Genomic DNA, 15,524 nt, shown 5'->3' on the forward strand with positions numbered 1-15,524 from the left:
CGACCTCGACGCCGTCGCCGACGAACTGAACACCCGTCCCCGTCAAACCCTAGGTTGGGCCACTCCCAGTGAGAAAATGGCCCAACTACTCGGTGTTGCAACCGCCGCTTGAATCCGCCTCGGTGGGGCGCTGGCGGACCAAGATCTGCGTCGTCAGGGGTGCCAACCCGCCGCTGTGAGGGCGGTGCGGAGTTGGGTGATGACCTGGGTGGGTGCGTGGCGGATGGCCCAGGCCGGGAAGCGGAGCACCCGGTCGCCGCGCTGCCACAGGTCGTTCTGCCGGCGCATGTCCGCCCATGCCGTGGCCGGATGGAGATGCTGGCCGCCGTCGATCTCCACGAGCACTCCCCACTCCTCGAACAGCGCGTCCAGGTAGCGGCGCCGGCCGGCGGCATCCCGCCGGACCGCCTGCCGGGTCGGCTCGGGCAACCCGGCGCGCCGGACGAGGGCGAGGAACTCCAACTCCGGCAGGGAGTCGCGTCGACGGCCGTCTGCCGGATCAGGCTGCGCCGCCGGGCGCGGGGTAGGCGATCGAGTACGCGCCGGACATCGTCGCCGCCGACGAGGCGCTGCTGGTATCCGGCCGCGATGATGGCACACGCCTCATGGTCATCGGCCGCCCATTGCGCTGCGTCCACGATCGACCGGGCCGGCATCGTCCGACGCGGTTGCCCGACGTCGAGGATGTCCGCGTCGGTCAGGATGGTGGTGCGGTGTACCCGGACACCGGGTGGCATGGAACGCGGTCGGTGTCCGGACGGCACGAGCAAGTGCACGAGTCCGTCACCATGTCTGCGCAAGCCCCATGCCTGCGCGGCGCTCAACCCGCCGAGCACCGCCGCCGGGCCGACGGACAAGACGGCGATCCACGGCAGTTGCGCAGGTGTCAACGGCCCGTTGTGCGTCACGTAAACGGCTCGGTGCACCTGCCGCCAGCGACCGGATGCGACCCGGTGCCGGATGGCCTTCGCTGACAGATGCAGGCGAGCCTGATCGAGGCTGAGCACCTGCTCCTGGTGGAACAGCAACCAGGTCAGCTCGTCCGCGTCGTCTCGCGGTAGGTCCGGCCCCCAGCCTCGAAACGTCGCCCTCGGATGACGCTCCCGGGCACTCCGCCAACCTGCCCTCGGATCGCCCTCCGAAGCGTCTCGCCAGCCCGCCCGTTCACCCGGTCCGGGGTCGCGTCGTGTCACCCGCCCGCTAGGAGGCCGAAACTGTCCCACCCCGCGCCCTGCGGATCGACCCGCTGCGGATGCACCTGCCGCCCATCCCGTGCCCTGACTCCCCACACCGCCACCCTGCCGCGTAGCTGTCCCTGCCCGCTGCCCCTGTGGACAGTCGAGGGATCTTGGTCCACGAGCGCCCTTACAGGGGCGGATTCGGACCAAGATTCGCGGCGGATTCAGCCGAAGAGAGTCGTCAGGTAAGGGGTGGTGAGGGTGTGGTGGGGGTCGAGGCGGGCGCGGATGCGCTGGAAGTCGGGCCAGCGGGGGTAGACGGGGGCCAGGGAGGCGGCGTCGCGCCAGTGCAGCTTGCCCCAGTGCGGCCGGCCACCCAGTCCGGTCGCCACCGCCTCGAAGGCCCGGAAGTACGGCTCGTACGGCATGCCGACGTACTGGTGCAGGGCCAGGTACGCCGAATCCCGACCGTGGGCGTGTGACAGCCAGATCCCGTCAGCTGCGGTGAACCGCACCTCGACCGGAAAGAGCACCTTGAACGGCAGTCCGTCGATGATGCGACGCACCGCCGCCAGCGCCTCGGGCAGCGCCTCGCGCGGCAGCGCGTACTCCATCTCCAGGAAGCGGACCCGGCGGGGGCTGCAGAAGACCGCGTCGGAGCGGCCGGTGTAGCGGCGCTCGCTGAGCGCCCGCGCGGAGATCGCGCTGATGCCCGGTGCCAGGCCCGGCACGGCCCGGCCGAGCCGACAGACTCCGGCGAAGACGGTGTTGGCCAGGAAGTCGTCGTCCAGCCAGCCGCGCCAGCGGGACAGCGGGCGGTCGTCGACGGGCACCCGGTCGTTGGTCTTGAGTTGCACCCGGTCGGTGTACGGGAACCAGAAGAACTCCAGGTGGTCGTGTGCGTCGACCAGGGCGGGCACCTGCGCCAGCACGGCGTCAAGCGTCGCCGGACGTTCGTGGGCCAGCAGAACGAAGGCGTCCACACAGCGCAGCGTCACCTCGACGAGTACGCCGAGCGCGCCGAGCGACACGCGGGCGGCGTCGAACACCTCCGGATGCTCCTTGGCGGAGCAGCGCAGCACCTCGCCGGTGCCGGTGACCAGGGTCAGCGCCGCGACGAAGGTGGCCAGGCCGCCGTGGGCAGCACCGGTACCGTGGGTGCCGGTGGAGATGGCCCCCGCCACGGTCTGCGCATCGATGTCACCGAGGTTCGGCAGAGCCAGTCGGTGCGCGGCGAGTAGGGCGTTCACCTCCCGCAGCGTCATCGCGGCCGGTACGGTGACGAGGCGTCGATCGATGTCCACGCGTACGTCGATGGCGAGTCGGGTCAGGTCCATCCGCTGCCCGTCGCTGACCGCGACCGGGGTGAAGGAGTGGCCGCTGCCGACCGGGCGGATCCGCTCGCCGGCTTGGGCGGCACGTCGGATCTGCTCGGCGACCTCGTCGACCGAGGACGGCCGCAGTACGGCGGTGGCCGCGCCGCGTTGGTTACCCGCCCAGTTCGACCAGGCGGCGGCCTCGGTGACGGTGCTCTCGACCATCGGCCCGCTCCTAGAGATGAATATGAACAGAATTCATATCAGGAACGTTGTCCCTGGTAAACACCGCAATCGAGGTCCGCTCGTTGTACCGGTAGTCACGGACTCGTGACGTGCAGATATGTTCATCCGTCGAGAGGGGGTGGCGAGTGTCCACTTCAGCCGCCACGACCGGGCCACTGCGTCGAGTACCAGTGCAGGGTCGTAGTGTCGCGCGGGTCCAGCGGATGCTGGACGCCTGCGCCGAACTCGTCGACGAGGTGGGGTACGAGGGACTGACCACCACCCTGCTCGCCGAGCGGGCCGAGGTGGCGATCGGGTCGGTCTACCAGTTCTTTCCGGACAAGCGGGCGATCGTGCAGGCGCTGACGCTGCGCACGATGGAGTCCTACCTCCAGCGGCTCGATGAACGCTTCGCCTCGGACGACCTGACCCACTGGTGGGACGGGGTCGACGCGGGGATCGATGAATACATCACGATGCACCGCACCGTTCCCGGGTTCCGTACCCTGCACTTCGGCGACGTGGTCGACCTGCATCTGCTCGATGAGCAGCGGGACAACAACGGGGTGATCGCCGACCAGCTCGCTCGGGTGCTCACCGAGCGGTTCGGGCTGGCCGACGTGCCGGACCTGCGTTTCCATCTGGAGATCGCGGTTGAGGCGGCCGACGCCCTGATCAAGCTGGCGTTCCGGCGGAGGCCGGACGGGGACGACCGGGTGCTCACCGAGGCGAAGGCACTGATCCGGGAGTACCTGCACCGGCAGGTCGACGCTCGGGGTGACGCCGGCCGCCGGCCGGTGGTGCAGCCGGCGAAGCCGGCCGACGACCAGATCGTCGCCGAGGCCGAACCCGCCCAGCCGGCGGCCCAGCCCGTCTGACACCGACCGCACCCACCGCCGACGCGGCCCCGCCGGCCCACCGGTCAGAGGAAGGCTCGACCCTCGCCCCGGTAGGTCGGCACGGTGGCCACCACCCGGTCGCCGTCCACCAGGTGCAGCTCGTTCACCCGTTCGCACAGCTCGCCCGACTTCGCGTGCCGGAACCAGACCCGGTCGCCGATGCGCAGGTGGGCGGCGGGTGCGCCGCTCAACGGGGTCTGCACCTCGCCGGCGCCTTCGGCACCGAGCAGGCTGAGCCCTTCGGGCAACCAGGGGCGGGGCAGTCGGCTGCGGTCGGCCGAGCCGGAGGCGATCCAGCCCCCGCCCAGCACGGTGGCCAGGTCGGGCGTCGGGCGCCGGACCACCCCGCAGGCGAAGAAGGCCGCCGGGGTAGGCCGCCAGGCGCGGTAAGCGTCGAACAGCGTCGGCCCGTACAGGCCCGATCCCGCGGTGATCTCGGTCACCGCGGGATCAGCGCGGGTCGCGGCCACGCTGCCGGTGCCACCGCCGTTGACGAACTCCAGGTCGGCGTGCTCGCGTACGGCGGCCACCGCCGCGCTGCGGCGGACCAGCAACTCGCGGTAGGAACCGCGCTGGGCCAGCCGGATCGCGGTGCCGAGCGCCGCCCGCCCGGGCGGTGCGTCGCCCAGGCCGGCGATCTGCGCCTCGTACGACATCAGCCCGACCAGCCGGAAGCCCGGTCTACGGGCGACGGTGGCGGCCAGCCGGCCGGCCGCCCGGGCGCTGTGCACCGGTGAGCGACGGACACCGACGTGCAACCGCCCGTTCAACAGCCGCCACGAGGCGTCCAGGTCCAGACAGATCCGTAGCTCGGCACGGCGGCCGGAGGGTGACACCGCGTCGCAGAAGTCAAGTTGGTCCGGGTCGTCGATCATCAGCGTGATCGCGGCGGCGAGCACCGGATCGGCGCCGACTTCGGCGAGCGCCCCCCGGTCGACGGTGGGGTACGCCACCAGCACGTCGGCGGTGATCCCGGTGCGGACCAACCAGATCGCCTCGGGCAGGGTGAACGCCAGCACCGAGTGCCAGCCCGGTCGGGCCAGCGCGCGGGCGATCAACTCGCGGCTGCGCACCGACTTGCTGGCGACCCGCAACGGCTTGTCGCCGGCCAGGTCGACGAGCGCGGCGGCGTTGGCGTCGAAGGCGCCGAGGTCGACCGCCGCGTACGGCGGGTCGAGGTGCGCGGTCGCCCGGTCCAGCCGGTGGCGCAGATTCTCGCTGTCGGTGGCCACGTGTGCACGCTAACTGTGAAACGGTTAATGCGAAATACCCTCGTGTCCTGGTTGCCCGGGTCGGGCTGGCCACAGCGGCCTAGGCTCGGCGAGCAGGCGGTGCAGGACGGGAGGACGTCCCTACCGGGTCTAGAGTGTTCCACCGGGGGTGCCCAGCGATGGGCCGGCACGTGGAGGTACGGCCATCGAAAGCGAGTTCAACGGCGAGTCGTCCGGCGTGTCGCCGTCCGCCGACCAGCCCGCCGGCACAGCCGACCAGCCCGCCGGCACGACCGGCGGCTCCGGCGGTGCCACGAACCAGTCCGGCAAGCCCGGGACGCAGGGTCCGGCGGGCGGCTCCGGCGGTCAAGCCGACCTGACCGGGTACGGTGCGATCCGCTCGGTGCTGCGCATCCGTCCGTTCCGGCGGCTCTGGATCGTGCTCGGCGCGGCCTCCTTCGGTGACTGGCTCGGCCTGCTCGCCACGAGCGTCTTCGCCGCCGCCCAGGTGGAGGGCAGCACCGCCAAGGGCGCAGCCTTCGGCGGCGTGATCGCCATCCGGCTCTTGCCCGCGCTGCTGCTCGGCCCGGTCGCCGGAGTGCTCGCCGACCGGTTCGACAGACGCTGGACGATGGTCATCTGCGACCTGCTGCGGTTCGTGCTCTTCGCCTCCATCCCGCTCTACGCGCTTACCGGCGCCAGCGGCGCGCGGGTGGTCAGTTGGGCGGCGATCGCCACCTTCCTGATCGAGACGGTCACCCTGCTCTGGATCCCCGCCAAGGAAGCCGCCGTACCGAACCTGATCCCGCGGGCCCGGCTGGAGACGGCCAATCAGCTCACCCTGATCACCACGTACGGCCTCACCCCGGTCTTCGCCGCGATCGTGCTCTCCGCGCTCGACGGCATCATCCGGGGTGCCACCGGCGGTGAGATGCCGGGCTGGGCCCAGCCGGCCCAACTCGCGCTCTGGTTCAACGCGCTCTCCCGGCTCGCCACCGCCGTCGTGGTGGCCTTCGGCATCAAGGAGATCAGCCAGGGGCAGACCGACGAACGGGAGCGCACCGAGCAGAGCATGATGCGCCAGTTCACCGAGGGCTGGCGGTTCATCGGGCAGACCCCGCTGGTGCGGGGACTGGTCCTTGGCATCCTCGGCGCCTTTGCCGGTGGCGGCATCGTCATCGGCACCGCCCGGTTCTTCGCCGATTCGCTCGGCGCCGGTGACGCCGCGTTCTATCTGCTGTTCGGCGCGATCTTCATCGGTCTGGCGCTCGGCATCGGGCTCGGGCCGATGATCGTGCGGGAGATGTCCCGGCGTCGCTGGTTCGGCATGAGCATCGTGCTGGCCAGCGCCTCGGTGATGACGCTGGCCTTCGCCATCCACCTGTCCATGGCGCTCGTCGGTGCGGTCTTCGTCGGAGCCGGCGCCGGGATGGCCTTCCTGTCCGGCACCACCCTGCTCGGCGGCGAGGTCGCCGACGAGGTACGCGGCCGGGTCTTCGCCGTGGTGCAGATCGGTACCCGGCTCGTGCTGATCCTGGCGATCGCACTCGGGAGCCTGCTGGCCGGTGTCGGTGGCTCCCGCACGCTGACCATCGCCGACCTCGGCATCTCCGTCTCCTCCACCCGCCTGCTGCTGCTCGCCGCCGGCGCGGCCGGCATCTTCGCCGGGATCAGCGCCTTCGGGCAGATGGACGACAAGAAGGGTGTGCCGGTCCTGGCCGACCTGTGGGGGTCGATCCGGGGCCGTCCGCTGATGCCGGCCGAGCCGTTCGTCTCGGCCGGACTCTTCGTGGTGTTCGAGGGCGGCGAGGGTGCCGGCAAGTCGACCCAGCTCGGCAAGCTGGCCGAACTGCTCCGCGGCCAGGGACGGGACGTGGTGGTCACCCGGGAGCCCGGCGCCACCGGCGTCGGTACCCGGATCAGATCGCTGGTGCTGGACACCACGCCCGACGAGGCACCCTCGCCGCGCGCCGAGGCGTTGCTCTACGCCGCCGACCGGGCGCATCATGTGGCCACCGTGGTCCGGCCCGCGCTGACCCGGGGCGCCGTGGTGATCAGCGACCGGTACGTCGACTCGTCCCTGGCCTACCAGGGTGCCGGCCGCACGCTGCCGGTCGACGAGGTGTCCTGGCTCTCCTCGTGGGCCACCGGTGGGCTCAAGCCCGATCTGGTGGTGCTGCTCGACGTCGATCCGCGTACCGGGCTGTCCCGGGTCGCCGCGCGCGCGGAGAGCGCCGACCGCCTGGAGGCCGAGTCCATCGCCTTCCACGAGCGGGTCCGCTACGCCTTCCTCGATCTCGCCGCCGCTGACCCCAAGCGTTACCTGGTGCTCGACGGCGCCCGCCCGGCCGAGGACATCGCCGAGCGGGTCGCCCGCCGGGTGGAGGAGATGCTCGGCAGTGCCGACGGGGTCGAGCACCCGGGCCCGGCGCACGGTCCGGACACCTCGGTGCAGCCCGAGTTATCCCCGTCGGAGCTGGTGACGACGGAGCGGACCTGATGCCGGACGCCTTCGCCGACCTGGTCGGCCAGGACGAGGCGGTGCAGACGCTGCGGCGGGCCGCCGCGGCCGCCGCCGCCTTGTTGGGCGCCACCGGCGAACCCGAGGCGACCGTCGGCGCCGACCCCGGCGGGGGGATGACCCACGCATGGATCTTCACCGGCCCGCCCGGCTCGGGCCGGTCGGTCGCGGCGCGGGCCTTCGCCGCCGCGTTGCAGTGCGTGCACGGCACCGGCTGTGGCGAGTGCCCCGGCTGCCACACCACCCTCGCCGGCACCCACGCCGACGTCCGGCTGGTGGTGCCCGAAGGGCTCTCCATCGGGGTCAACGAGATGCGGGCGCTGGTGCTCCGCGCGGCCAGCACACCGTCCGCCGGACGCTGGCAGGTCGTCATCATCGAAGACGCCGACCGGTTGACCGAGGCGGCCGGCAACGCACTGCTCAAGGCGGTGGAGGAACCGCCGCCGCGTACGGTCTTCCTGCTCTGCGCGCCGTCCACCCACCCGGACGACATCTCGGTGACCATCCGGTCGCGGTGTCGGGTGGTGCCGCTGCGGCAGCCGGCGGCCGAGGCGGTGGCCGAGGTGCTGGTCCGCCGGGACGGGGTCGCTCCCGACGTGGCCCGCTGGACGGCCGCTGCCACCCAGGGCCACGTGGGGCGGGCCCGTCGGCTGGCCCGTGATCCGCAGGCGCGGGCCCGGCGGGAGGCGGTGCTCGCGGTGCCGCGTCGGCTCACCGGGGTGGGTGCCGCGTTCGACGCGGCGTCCGCGCTGATCGAAGCCGCCGAGGCGGAGGCCGAGGCGTCGGTCGTGGAGATCGACGCCGCAGAGCGCGCGGCGCTGCAGACGGCACTCGGTGCCGGCGGCACCGGTCGGGGTGCGGCCGGCGCCGCCCGGGGAGCCGCCGGCCAACTGAAGGACCTGGAACGACGCCAGAAGTCACGGGCGACCCGGGCCCAGCGGGACGCGCTGGACCGGGCCCTGGTGGACCTCGCCGCCTTCTACCGGGACGCATTGACCATGGCGCTGGGTGCACCTGTGTCGCCGGTGCACTCCGACACCGCCGAGTTGGCCGAGGCGGGTGCCCGTAGCTGGCAGCCGGAGGGAGCGCTGCGGCGTCTGGAGGCGGTGCTCACCTGTCGCGCCGCGATCGAGGCGAACGTCAAGCCCCGGATCGCCGTCGAGGCGATGATGCTCGCTCTCTGGAAGGGCTGACCACCGCCGCTCGGCGTTCCCGGCCGCCCGGTAACCGGACCGTTGCCCACAGCCATCGACAGGCGCAATTCGCGTGCGGTACGGTCCGGTGTGCCGTGGTGACGGTGGCGGCACGCACAGTGATGAAACCGGGAGGAGTCCGGCGATGCCGCGCGGTGAGATCGACGAGGCGTGGATTGAGGAGGCGGTCCGGCGCTACCGCCGCATCGAGTCTCTCCAGGCCGAGTTCGACCAGGCCGTGGCGACGGTCGAGGTCACCGTCCGCTCACCGGACAGCCTGGTCGAGGTGGTGGTCACCGCCGGCGGCCGGATCACCGACGTACGCTTCCTCGGCCCCCTGCACAACCGGGCACCGCGCGACGTGGCCGACTCGGTGCGGGCCGCCGTCACCGCCGCCGCCGACGCCGCGGAGTGGGCGAGGGAGAAACTGCACAACGAGACCTTCACCGCGTACCGACCGCTGACGGGGGCCTGAGATGGACAGCCTTCGCACCCTGGCCGGCCGCCTCGACGAGGCGAGCGCCACGCTCACCGCGCTCTCCCGGTCGGTCACCGCCGGTGACCCCGCACAGGTTGCGTTCGGTGCCGACGCACCTGGTCGGCCGGGCGAGGTCGGGCGGGCGTTGCACCGGCAGTGGGTGGCCGCCACCGGTGATCGGGCCCGGGAGGCGCACAACGCGGCCAGCCAACTGGCGTCCGTGGCGGCCGCGCTGCGCGAGGCCGCCGACCGTTACTCCGACACCGACTCCGCCATCTCCCGTCGGATCGCCGGTGAGGCGTGATGGATTTCCTCGACCGGCTCGCCGAGCCTGGCCTCGACCTGCTGGAGCGGGTCGACACGCTGCTCGCGGCCGGTGCTCCCGAGGGGCACCGGGTCTGGCCGTTGCTGCGCCGGATGCAGGTGCTGCCCGGTGACGCGCTGCGCGGCTTCCTCGACCTGCGGCCGGGGCCGCTGGCAACCGCCGGGCACGCGGTACGCCGGCACGTGCACGGCTACGACCACGCCTGCGCCGCGCTGACCGACCCGGTGCTCTGGTCCGGCTCGGCCGCCACGGCGTACGGCCAGTCTCGGGCGGCGCTGCTGCGGCACCTGGACGAGGGCCCCGAGAGCCTGGTCGGGCGGCTGGAAGCCACCGCCGGCTACGCCGACGCACTCGCCGACTGGGTGGAAGGCAGCCGGCTCGCCGTCGCTCGGGCACTGGCCGAGGCGATCGGGTCGGCCGAGGCGGTAGCCGTCGTCGCCATCACCTCGGTCGGCCGGACGACAGCAGGAACCGGGGCGACCGGATCGGGGGCGGTCGCCGCCGCCGAGATCGGTGCCCGGGTGCTGGCGGTGCTCTCGGTGGCGTACGACGGCGTCGAGACGTTGTTGCGGCAGTGGTCACCGAGCCTCGCCGAGTCTCCGTGGCGACCGGGAGGTGGACGGTTCCGCCCGGACACCGGTGGTGGCCCGGCGGGCGGCCGGACCACCCGGGTCGGCTGGTGACGTCCGCCCGCGTCGTCTCCGGTGGCGGCACCCGTGCCGGCACAGGGCGCACGGCGCCGCTCGCGGACACCTCCGAAAGGTGGCCCGTCAGCGGCGCCGTGGCCTTCCCTGCACCCCCCGCAGGTCTGCTCTCCACTCAACGCGCTCGGCGCGGTCTTGTCCCGCCCGTGACGCAGGTTTCAGCCGTCCGGGCGGCATCGTCGTACCGGTGGTCGGGATGGGAATCGGTCGAGTCGACAATCATGGATGGCTGTGGGCCGCGGTCCCGTGGCACGTCGCCAACGGTCGACCCGGCGCGTTTGCGCTCACGCGACGTAGGGTGAGGCAATGGGCATGCTCTGCGCGGTCAGCTTCCAGCGGTACGGGCGTCTCTACTACCTCGACCCGGGCGAGCTGCGCCCCCAGGTGGGCGACAAGGTGCTGGTGCCCACCGACGACGGTCCCGAGGTGGCGGAGTGCGTGTGGGCGGCGCAGTGGGTCACCGAGGAGACCGCGGGTTTCCCCCGGCTGGCCGGGCTGGCCCAGGAGGAGGATCTGCGGCGCGACGAGGAGTTGCGGCGGCGCAAGGCCGAGGCGAAGGTGGCGGCCAAGCGGCTGATCCGCGAGCACGGCCTGCCGATGAAGGTGGTGGCGGTCGATCACGTGCTGGGCAACGGCGATGGTGGCGGTGAGCGCAGCACCATCTACTTCACCGCCCCGCACCGGGTGGACTTCCGCTCGCTGGTCCGCGATCTCGGCGCGACCCTGCACTGCCGGGTGGAGCTGCGCCAGCTCTCGGCCCGCGATTCGGCCCGGGTGCAGGGTGGCATCGGCTCCTGCGGGCGGGACCTGTGCTGCGCCACGTTCCTCAACGACTTCGAACCGGTCACCATCCGGATGGCCAAGGACCAGGATCTGCCGCTCAACCCGCTGCGAATCTCCGGCGCGTGCGGCCGGCTGATGTGCTGCCTCAAGTACGAGCATCCCCTGTACGCGAAGTTCGCCGAATCCGCCCCGGCGATCGGTGCCCGGGTCACCACGCCGGACGGCGAGGGCCGAGTGGTCGGCCACAGCGTCCCGAGAGACGCCGTCACCGTCCGCCTCGACGCCGACGGCTCCCGCTCCAGCTGCTCCCGCGCCGACGTCTGCGGCTCCCGCCGCGCCTACGAAACCCGCTGACCCACCCCACCCCCTGCTGGTCCGCGTCGATCACGAGGTTAACGGCAGTTTCCGAGATCAACTTCGCCGCTAACCTCATGATCAACGGCCGGTGTGGGGTGGTCAGGTGAGGGTGACGGGGGGTTCGGCCAGGCGGGGGGTCAGGGGGGTGCTGGGGGTGAGCCAGGAGGAGTCGGGGGACTGGTCGGGGTTGATCCGCCAGTCGCGGGCGACGCGGTCGACGGCGATCGGGTAGAGGGTGAGCGTGCCGTCGGGGTCGATGCGCATCCTGACGAAGCCCTTGGCGTCCTCGATGCCCTGCCCGGCGAACAGCTCGTTGACATTCACCCCGAAGGCGCTTGCGAGCAGCAGGTACCCGGCCACCAACTGGCTGGCCACCAGCCCGATCACCGGCAGGTAGACAACTGCCGCGGCCACCGCCGGCAGCGGCCAGGACCAGTCGTGGAACGGCAGGGCGAGCCAGGCCCAGGTGCCGGCGGCGGCCAGGCCGACGTGCGCCAGCCCGTGCCCGACGCCGAGGATCCAGTGCCGGGCGTGGCGCTTGCCGCTGGAACTTGGCGGTTTCGCGAACATCGCCGCCGCGAGCACCGTCACCAGCACCATCATCACCAGCGGCACGCTGAACAGCCGCTGTTCGGAGGCCTCGGACCGGAAGTCGGCCACGCCGGCCATGGAGAGCATCAGCAGGGTTTGCAGCACGCCCAGCAGCGTCGAGAAGCCCGGGTTGCGGCGCGGCAGCCGGGCGAAGATCCCCCAGCCGTACCGGCGGGAGCGGGCGGCGTCGGGGTAGCGGCCCGCCAACTCGTACGTCCGGGACGGGCTGGACCGCCGGGCCAGGGTGTCGGGCGGTGGCACCTCGATGCGCTCCGGCAGCTTGTGCGTCGGGTAGAGGTAGGCACCGCCGCTGCCGGAGGTCACCAACTGCCGTCCGTCCGGCCCGGTGTACCGCGCGTAGTGGTGCAGGTCGCCGGAGATCAGCAGGCGGACCTGCGCACCGGTGGGCGCGACGATGGTCCGGATGAAGTAGTCGATCGAGTCGTACGCGGTGGGCCGGTCGACGGCCTTGACCCAGGCCGGAGCCGGTACCGCCAGGATCACCCGGCTCTGCGGTCCGAGCCGCTTCGCCACCGCGTCGAAGTAGGTGAGCTGCGGGTCGTCGACGTACGAGCCGGACTGGTCGTCGAGACCGAGCAGCCACCAGTCCGCCGGCAGCTCGACGGCGAAGTACGACCGGGACTGGCCGGTGCGCCAGCCGCCGAAGTGCCGGTCCCGGGTGCGGACGAACAGCCGCAGGAACGCGGTCAGCCCGTCGTACCAGTCGTGGTTGCCGGGCACCGCGAAGATCGTCGGCTGCTCCGCCGGGGTGGCCGGTAGTGCCGCCTGGTACGGCCCCTTGCACCGGTCCTCATATGCCGCGTACTCCGCCGACGGGTAGACCTGGTCGCCACCCATCACCAGGGTCTGCGCCCGGGGCAGCCGGTGCCCGTCCACCGTGATCTCCCGCTGGGCGAGCAGGTACGCCACCGAATAGGTGGCGTTGAACCCGTCACCCAGGTCGGCCACGTAGTCGAGCCAGAGCCCGCCGTCCGGCCCCACCTGCCGGGAGATTTCCGCGTCCAGCGCCTTCTGGAGCTCCCGCTTGTCCAGGTACGCCCCGAACAGCATCGCCAGCAGCGTACGCAGGCCGGTGCTGATCAGCAGGATCGGCGCGAGCCACGGCACCGGCTTGCGCGGCGTGAAACCCAGCTCCAGTGGATCGGTGCTGCGGGGCCGCCGGGCCGCCCGACCGCCGGCGGCCTCCCCGGCGTACGGCCCCGGTGGCTGCGGCCGGTCGCGGGACGGCGGCCCGGCGTCGGCCGGTTCGTCGCGAGAGGTGTGATCGTCGGTCATTCGCCGCAGCGTAGTGCGACCCGGGTGACCCGACGACCCCGTAAACGCCCTGGGCGTCCGGTTCGCTCGACCCGGCGGCCAATCCCGCTCGGCCTCGGAGTGCCGCGTGCCGTACACTTGACCACCGTTGCCGCCTTAGCTCAGTCGGCAGAGCGACGCACTCGTAATGCGTAGGTCGACGGTTCGATTCCGTCAGGCGGCTCGGTATGCAAGCCCAGGTCAACGACCTGGGCTTCGCCGTTTCCCAGGGTTGATCCCGCTGCCGTTGGTAAAGCCGGTCCGCATTTCGTGCCGTGACCGTTTCGTCCGGCCGGTTGGCGACCGCGTCCAGGTCGTCATCGACGCCGAGGCGTGCCCGCGCATGCGCTGCACGGCCTTGACGTTGGCGCCCGCCGCCACGGCCAGACTCGCCGCTGTATGCCGTAGGTCGTGCGGAGTCAGCCCAGCCAGCCCGACCGACGCCGCAGCCGGCGCGAAGACCCGAGGCCGGAAGTTGATGTTGCGCAGCGGACCGCCGTTCGAAGCGGTGAACACGAGATCCTCGCGGCGCTTCCCGGCGACGTGCGCGGATGGAGCACCGCTCCGAGCACGGCGTGTGCCGCAGCTCGTGCCAGAGCCGGTCGACGTGCACCGGTTGCGCGTCGGGGTCGGCGTCGACCAGGTCCAGGGCGTCATCCCACGACGGCAGCAACTCACCCGAGTCCGGGTCGGTGTAACCGCCCGCGTCGGCATCCCACTGCGGCGCGCTGCCCGGCCTATAGACGACAGTTGCTGAACCAGGGAAGAGCCTTTGCCTCCGGCGGGGGCCAGACGACTCCGAGATGGAGTTGCCGAACGGTTCCGGTTCGTGGGTGGCGGGATGGCAAGAGAGCGGGGCGTCGGTACAGTCGCGGCGACTCCGGGGAGGGCACCGACATGGCAGAGGTTGACAAGGCGGTCGAGCGGATCCGAGCGACGGGAGCGTATCGGCTGCTGATCGTCGGATACCGCTGCCTGCTCCTCGGGCCACTCATGATGGGGCTGACCATCGGCGCGATAGCCATCTGGTCCCTGAAGCCGCCGGTGGTCTGGGTGCCGATCGCCATCACCTTTGGGACAGTGTTTGTCGGGGTGGCCTCGACATGGGTGGGGCTGGCGACGCTGTACACCCGTCGACTCATGCCACGGGGCGGCACCAACCGACACGCAGCCCTGATGAAGACCTTGCGACGGGACGTGATGACGCGAGCAAGTCGTGGCACGTAACGGTCCGCCTCGTGATGCGTAGGTCGACGGTTCGATTCCGTCAGGCGGCTCAAGGTGATGACCAGCGGAGACGCAGGTCAGGGCATTCTTTGCAGTCGCCTTGGCTCACCAGGCGACGACGCCTTGGCGGCTGGGCTGCAGGGAGCCGACCCGCAGCGATCCCATGGTGATGTCGCTGGCTTCCGGGTTAGGGAAGCCAGTGAGTTCGGCGGGCCTGCCGTCGATGGACGCTTCGAGGCTGAACTTCAGGGTGTTGCCCACAGCGCAGTCACTGCTGCCCTTGTCGCAGGTCGTCCACTTGATACCGGCCCACGCGGACCGGTCCGGCTGGACCGTGGTCGGAGTCGGCGGGCCGGGCTGGTCGACCGTCTCGGTTTCCACGTCGACAACCTCGTTGGCAGCGTTGACCAGGGAGATGTGGGCCCAGCCGTCGACCTTGCAGGCGTCCGGGCCGATGTTGGTCAGCCGTACGAGCGCCACGTTCTCGGCATGCGGCTGCGCGGTGATGACGGCCGTCATGTTCTCGGTCCGGCATGCGGCGACCGAGTCCGATCCGGGAGACGAAGAGCCGGAAGAGGCGGAGGGGGTCGAAGTGGAGGCGGTGGCGGGCGATCCGACTGCGGGCGGCGAAGGAGGGACGGATGGCGCGGTCGAACCGCAACCTGTTGCGGCAGCAGCGAGGCCGACTACCGGGAGCAGGCGTAGCGCGAGGCATGAGAAGGAGCGCATGTCGGATCCCTCCGTTGAGGTCCTGGCTTTACGCACCATGCCCATCCGCTCGCGTGCTAACCTCCGCCCTTCGTCTTGGCCTTGCCGATCCGTCCGAGGTGGGTGTGCTCGAAGCCCTCGGTGGTCTTGAGGCCGTAGCCGAGGGCGCGATCGACGGCGATGTGGAACACCCACGCGATGGCGAGGACGCCGAGCCAGTCGATCGGGTCACCGGATGCGGCGAAGGCCACCGCGACCGCGCCGAGCAGCGCCGGCAGCGCGTAGGAGTGCGCCAGGTTGTAGCAGAAGGCACCCACGTGTGGGCCGCGCAGATAGCCGACCATCGACAGGTCGAAGATCAGGAAGAGGGCGAGCAACCACCACCACGCGTACCCGGCGGCGACGGTCACCACGACGGCGAGGGCCGCTACGACAACGCCTTCGACGCGCTGGGTCCGGACCGGGTCCAACATCTGACAACTCCGTGGGTGTCG

At 71.6% G+C, this 15,524-nt stretch carries 15 protein-coding genes, 1 tRNA gene and 1 pseudogene; 10 read left to right on the top strand and 7 right to left on the bottom strand.

Annotated features, from left to right (window positions below; all coding sequences use genetic code 11):
- Nucleotides 1-112: pseudogene (locus tag KBX00_RS25675) on the top strand (IS30 family transposase); the annotation flags it as partial.
- A 41-nt stretch (nt 113-153) separates the two neighbouring features.
- Here the strand turns inward: KBX00_RS25675 and KBX00_RS29485 are convergent.
- Nucleotides 154-462, bottom strand: a complete 309-nt coding sequence (locus tag KBX00_RS29485; RefSeq protein WP_301548616.1) for a DUF559 domain-containing protein — start codon at nt 460-462, stop codon at nt 154-156.
- Nucleotides 463-1,402: 940 nt separating this feature from the next.
- Nucleotides 1,403-2,719 carry a D-arabinono-1,4-lactone oxidase gene (locus KBX00_RS25685; protein WP_210830631.1) on the bottom strand — a complete coding sequence of 439 codons (1,317 nt, stop codon included), beginning with the start codon at nt 2,717-2,719 and terminating at the stop codon, nt 1,403-1,405.
- A 224-nt stretch (nt 2,720-2,943) separates the two neighbouring features.
- Here KBX00_RS25685 and KBX00_RS25690 point away from each other — a divergent pair, with 224 nt between their 5' ends.
- Nucleotides 2,944-3,597 carry a TetR family transcriptional regulator gene (locus KBX00_RS25690; protein ID WP_210830680.1) on the top strand — a complete coding sequence of 218 codons (654 nt, stop codon included), beginning with the start codon at nt 2,944-2,946 and terminating at the stop codon, nt 3,595-3,597.
- A 44-nt stretch (nt 3,598-3,641) separates the two neighbouring features.
- On the opposite strand, the gene KBX00_RS25695 is transcribed toward KBX00_RS25690, so the two are convergent.
- Nucleotides 3,642-4,850, bottom strand: a complete 1,209-nt coding sequence (locus tag KBX00_RS25695) for an amino acid deaminase/aldolase (protein WP_210830632.1) — start codon at nt 4,848-4,850, stop codon at nt 3,642-3,644.
- Nucleotides 4,851-5,232: 382 nt separating this feature from the next.
- On the opposite strand from KBX00_RS25695, the gene tmk reads away from it, so the two are divergent.
- From tmk to KBX00_RS25725, 6 genes are all read left to right on the top strand, one after another.
- Nucleotides 5,233-7,329, top strand: a complete 2,097-nt coding sequence (gene tmk, locus KBX00_RS25700; RefSeq protein ID WP_210830681.1) for a dTMP kinase — start codon at nt 5,233-5,235, stop codon at nt 7,327-7,329.
- On the top strand, nt 7,329-8,543 hold the full coding sequence (locus KBX00_RS25705; protein WP_210830633.1) for a DNA polymerase III subunit delta': 1,215 nt from the start codon (nt 7,329-7,331) through the stop codon (nt 8,541-8,543). The genes tmk and KBX00_RS25705 overlap by 1 nt, the downstream gene beginning before the upstream one ends.
- 145 nt (nt 8,544-8,688) lie before the next feature.
- Nucleotides 8,689-9,018 (top strand): YbaB/EbfC family nucleoid-associated protein, encoded by a 330-nt coding sequence (locus tag KBX00_RS25710; protein ID WP_210830634.1) that lies wholly within the window; start codon nt 8,689-8,691, stop codon nt 9,016-9,018.
- A 1-nt stretch (nt 9,019) separates the two neighbouring features.
- The gene (locus KBX00_RS25715; RefSeq protein WP_210830635.1) at nt 9,020-9,325 is read left to right on the top strand and encodes a hypothetical protein; all 306 of its coding nucleotides are present in this window, start codon (nt 9,020-9,022) and stop codon (nt 9,323-9,325) included.
- A complete protein-coding gene (locus KBX00_RS25720) occupies nt 9,325-10,029 on the top strand; it encodes a hypothetical protein (RefSeq protein ID WP_210830636.1) in 705 nt (234 codons plus the stop codon). The genes KBX00_RS25715 and KBX00_RS25720 overlap by 1 nt, the downstream gene beginning before the upstream one ends.
- Nucleotides 10,030-10,356: 327 nt before the next feature.
- On the top strand, nt 10,357-11,187 hold the full coding sequence (locus tag KBX00_RS25725) for a regulatory iron-sulfur-containing complex subunit RicT (RefSeq protein ID WP_210830637.1): 831 nt from the start codon (nt 10,357-10,359) through the stop codon (nt 11,185-11,187).
- 102 nt (nt 11,188-11,289) lie between these two features.
- Here KBX00_RS25725 and KBX00_RS25730 read toward each other — a convergent pair whose 3' ends face one another.
- Nucleotides 11,290-13,077, bottom strand: a complete 1,788-nt coding sequence (locus KBX00_RS25730; RefSeq protein ID WP_210830638.1) for a metallophosphoesterase — start codon at nt 13,075-13,077, stop codon at nt 11,290-11,292.
- A 129-nt stretch (nt 13,078-13,206) separates the two neighbouring features.
- On the opposite strand from KBX00_RS25730, the gene KBX00_RS25735 reads away from it, so the two are divergent.
- Nucleotides 13,207-13,279: transfer RNA gene (locus tag KBX00_RS25735), tRNA-Thr, on the top strand.
- Nucleotides 13,280-13,296: 17 nt separating this feature from the next.
- On the opposite strand, the gene KBX00_RS25740 is transcribed toward KBX00_RS25735, so the two are convergent.
- Nucleotides 13,297-13,809, bottom strand: a complete 513-nt coding sequence (locus tag KBX00_RS25740) for a tyrosine-type recombinase/integrase (RefSeq protein ID WP_307869081.1) — start codon at nt 13,807-13,809, stop codon at nt 13,297-13,299.
- A gap of 183 nt (nt 13,810-13,992) precedes the next feature.
- Here KBX00_RS25740 and KBX00_RS25745 point away from each other — a divergent pair, with 183 nt between their 5' ends.
- On the top strand, nt 13,993-14,322 hold the full coding sequence (locus tag KBX00_RS25745; protein ID WP_210830640.1) for a hypothetical protein: 330 nt from the start codon (nt 13,993-13,995) through the stop codon (nt 14,320-14,322).
- Between the two features lie 105 nt (nt 14,323-14,427).
- Here KBX00_RS25745 and KBX00_RS25750 read toward each other — a convergent pair whose 3' ends face one another.
- Together KBX00_RS25750 and KBX00_RS25755 are read right to left on the bottom strand one after the other, a co-directional pair.
- Nucleotides 14,428-15,096, bottom strand: coding sequence for a DUF4232 domain-containing protein (locus tag KBX00_RS25750; protein WP_307869082.1), 669 nt, complete (start codon nt 15,094-15,096; stop codon nt 14,428-14,430).
- An 11-nt stretch (nt 15,097-15,107) separates the two neighbouring features.
- On the bottom strand, nt 15,108-15,503 hold the full coding sequence (locus KBX00_RS25755) for a DUF4260 domain-containing protein (protein WP_210830642.1): 396 nt from the start codon (nt 15,501-15,503) through the stop codon (nt 15,108-15,110).
- Nucleotides 15,504-15,524: the final 21 nt, after the last annotated feature.

The organism is Micromonospora sp. C95 (genome assembly GCF_018070465.1).
Taxonomy (GTDB): Bacteria; Actinomycetota; Actinomycetes; order Mycobacteriales; family Micromonosporaceae; genus Micromonospora.

Bases quoted from the DNA above. Each gene is read 5' to 3' on its own strand.
- KBX00_RS25685 (WP_210830631.1), bottom strand. From the start codon at position 2,719: ATGGTCGAGAGCACCGTCACCGAGGCCGCCGCCTGGTCGAACTGGGCG.
- KBX00_RS25690 (WP_210830680.1), top strand. From the start codon at position 2,944: ATGCTGGACGCCTGCGCCGAACTCGTCGACGAGGTGGGGTACGAGGGA.
- KBX00_RS25705 (WP_210830633.1), top strand. From the start codon at position 7,329: ATGCCGGACGCCTTCGCCGACCTGGTCGGCCAGGACGAGGCGGTGCAG.
- KBX00_RS25710 (WP_210830634.1), top strand. From the start codon at position 8,689: ATGCCGCGCGGTGAGATCGACGAGGCGTGGATTGAGGAGGCGGTCCGG.
- KBX00_RS25715 (WP_210830635.1), top strand. From the start codon at position 9,020: ATGGACAGCCTTCGCACCCTGGCCGGCCGCCTCGACGAGGCGAGCGCC.
- KBX00_RS25720 (WP_210830636.1), top strand. From the start codon at position 9,325: ATGGATTTCCTCGACCGGCTCGCCGAGCCTGGCCTCGACCTGCTGGAG.
- KBX00_RS25725 (WP_210830637.1), top strand. From the start codon at position 10,357: ATGGGCATGCTCTGCGCGGTCAGCTTCCAGCGGTACGGGCGTCTCTAC.
- KBX00_RS25730 (WP_210830638.1), bottom strand. From the start codon at position 13,077: ATGACCGACGATCACACCTCTCGCGACGAACCGGCCGACGCCGGGCCG.
- KBX00_RS25740 (WP_307869081.1), bottom strand. From the start codon at position 13,809: ATGCCGACGCGGGCGGTTACACCGACCCGGACTCGGGTGAGTTGCTGC.
- KBX00_RS25745 (WP_210830640.1), top strand. From the start codon at position 13,993: ATGGCAGAGGTTGACAAGGCGGTCGAGCGGATCCGAGCGACGGGAGCG.
- KBX00_RS25750 (WP_307869082.1), bottom strand. From the start codon at position 15,096: ATGGGCATGGTGCGTAAAGCCAGGACCTCAACGGAGGGATCCGACATG.
- KBX00_RS25755 (WP_210830642.1), bottom strand. From the start codon at position 15,503: ATGTTGGACCCGGTCCGGACCCAGCGCGTCGAAGGCGTTGTCGTAGCG.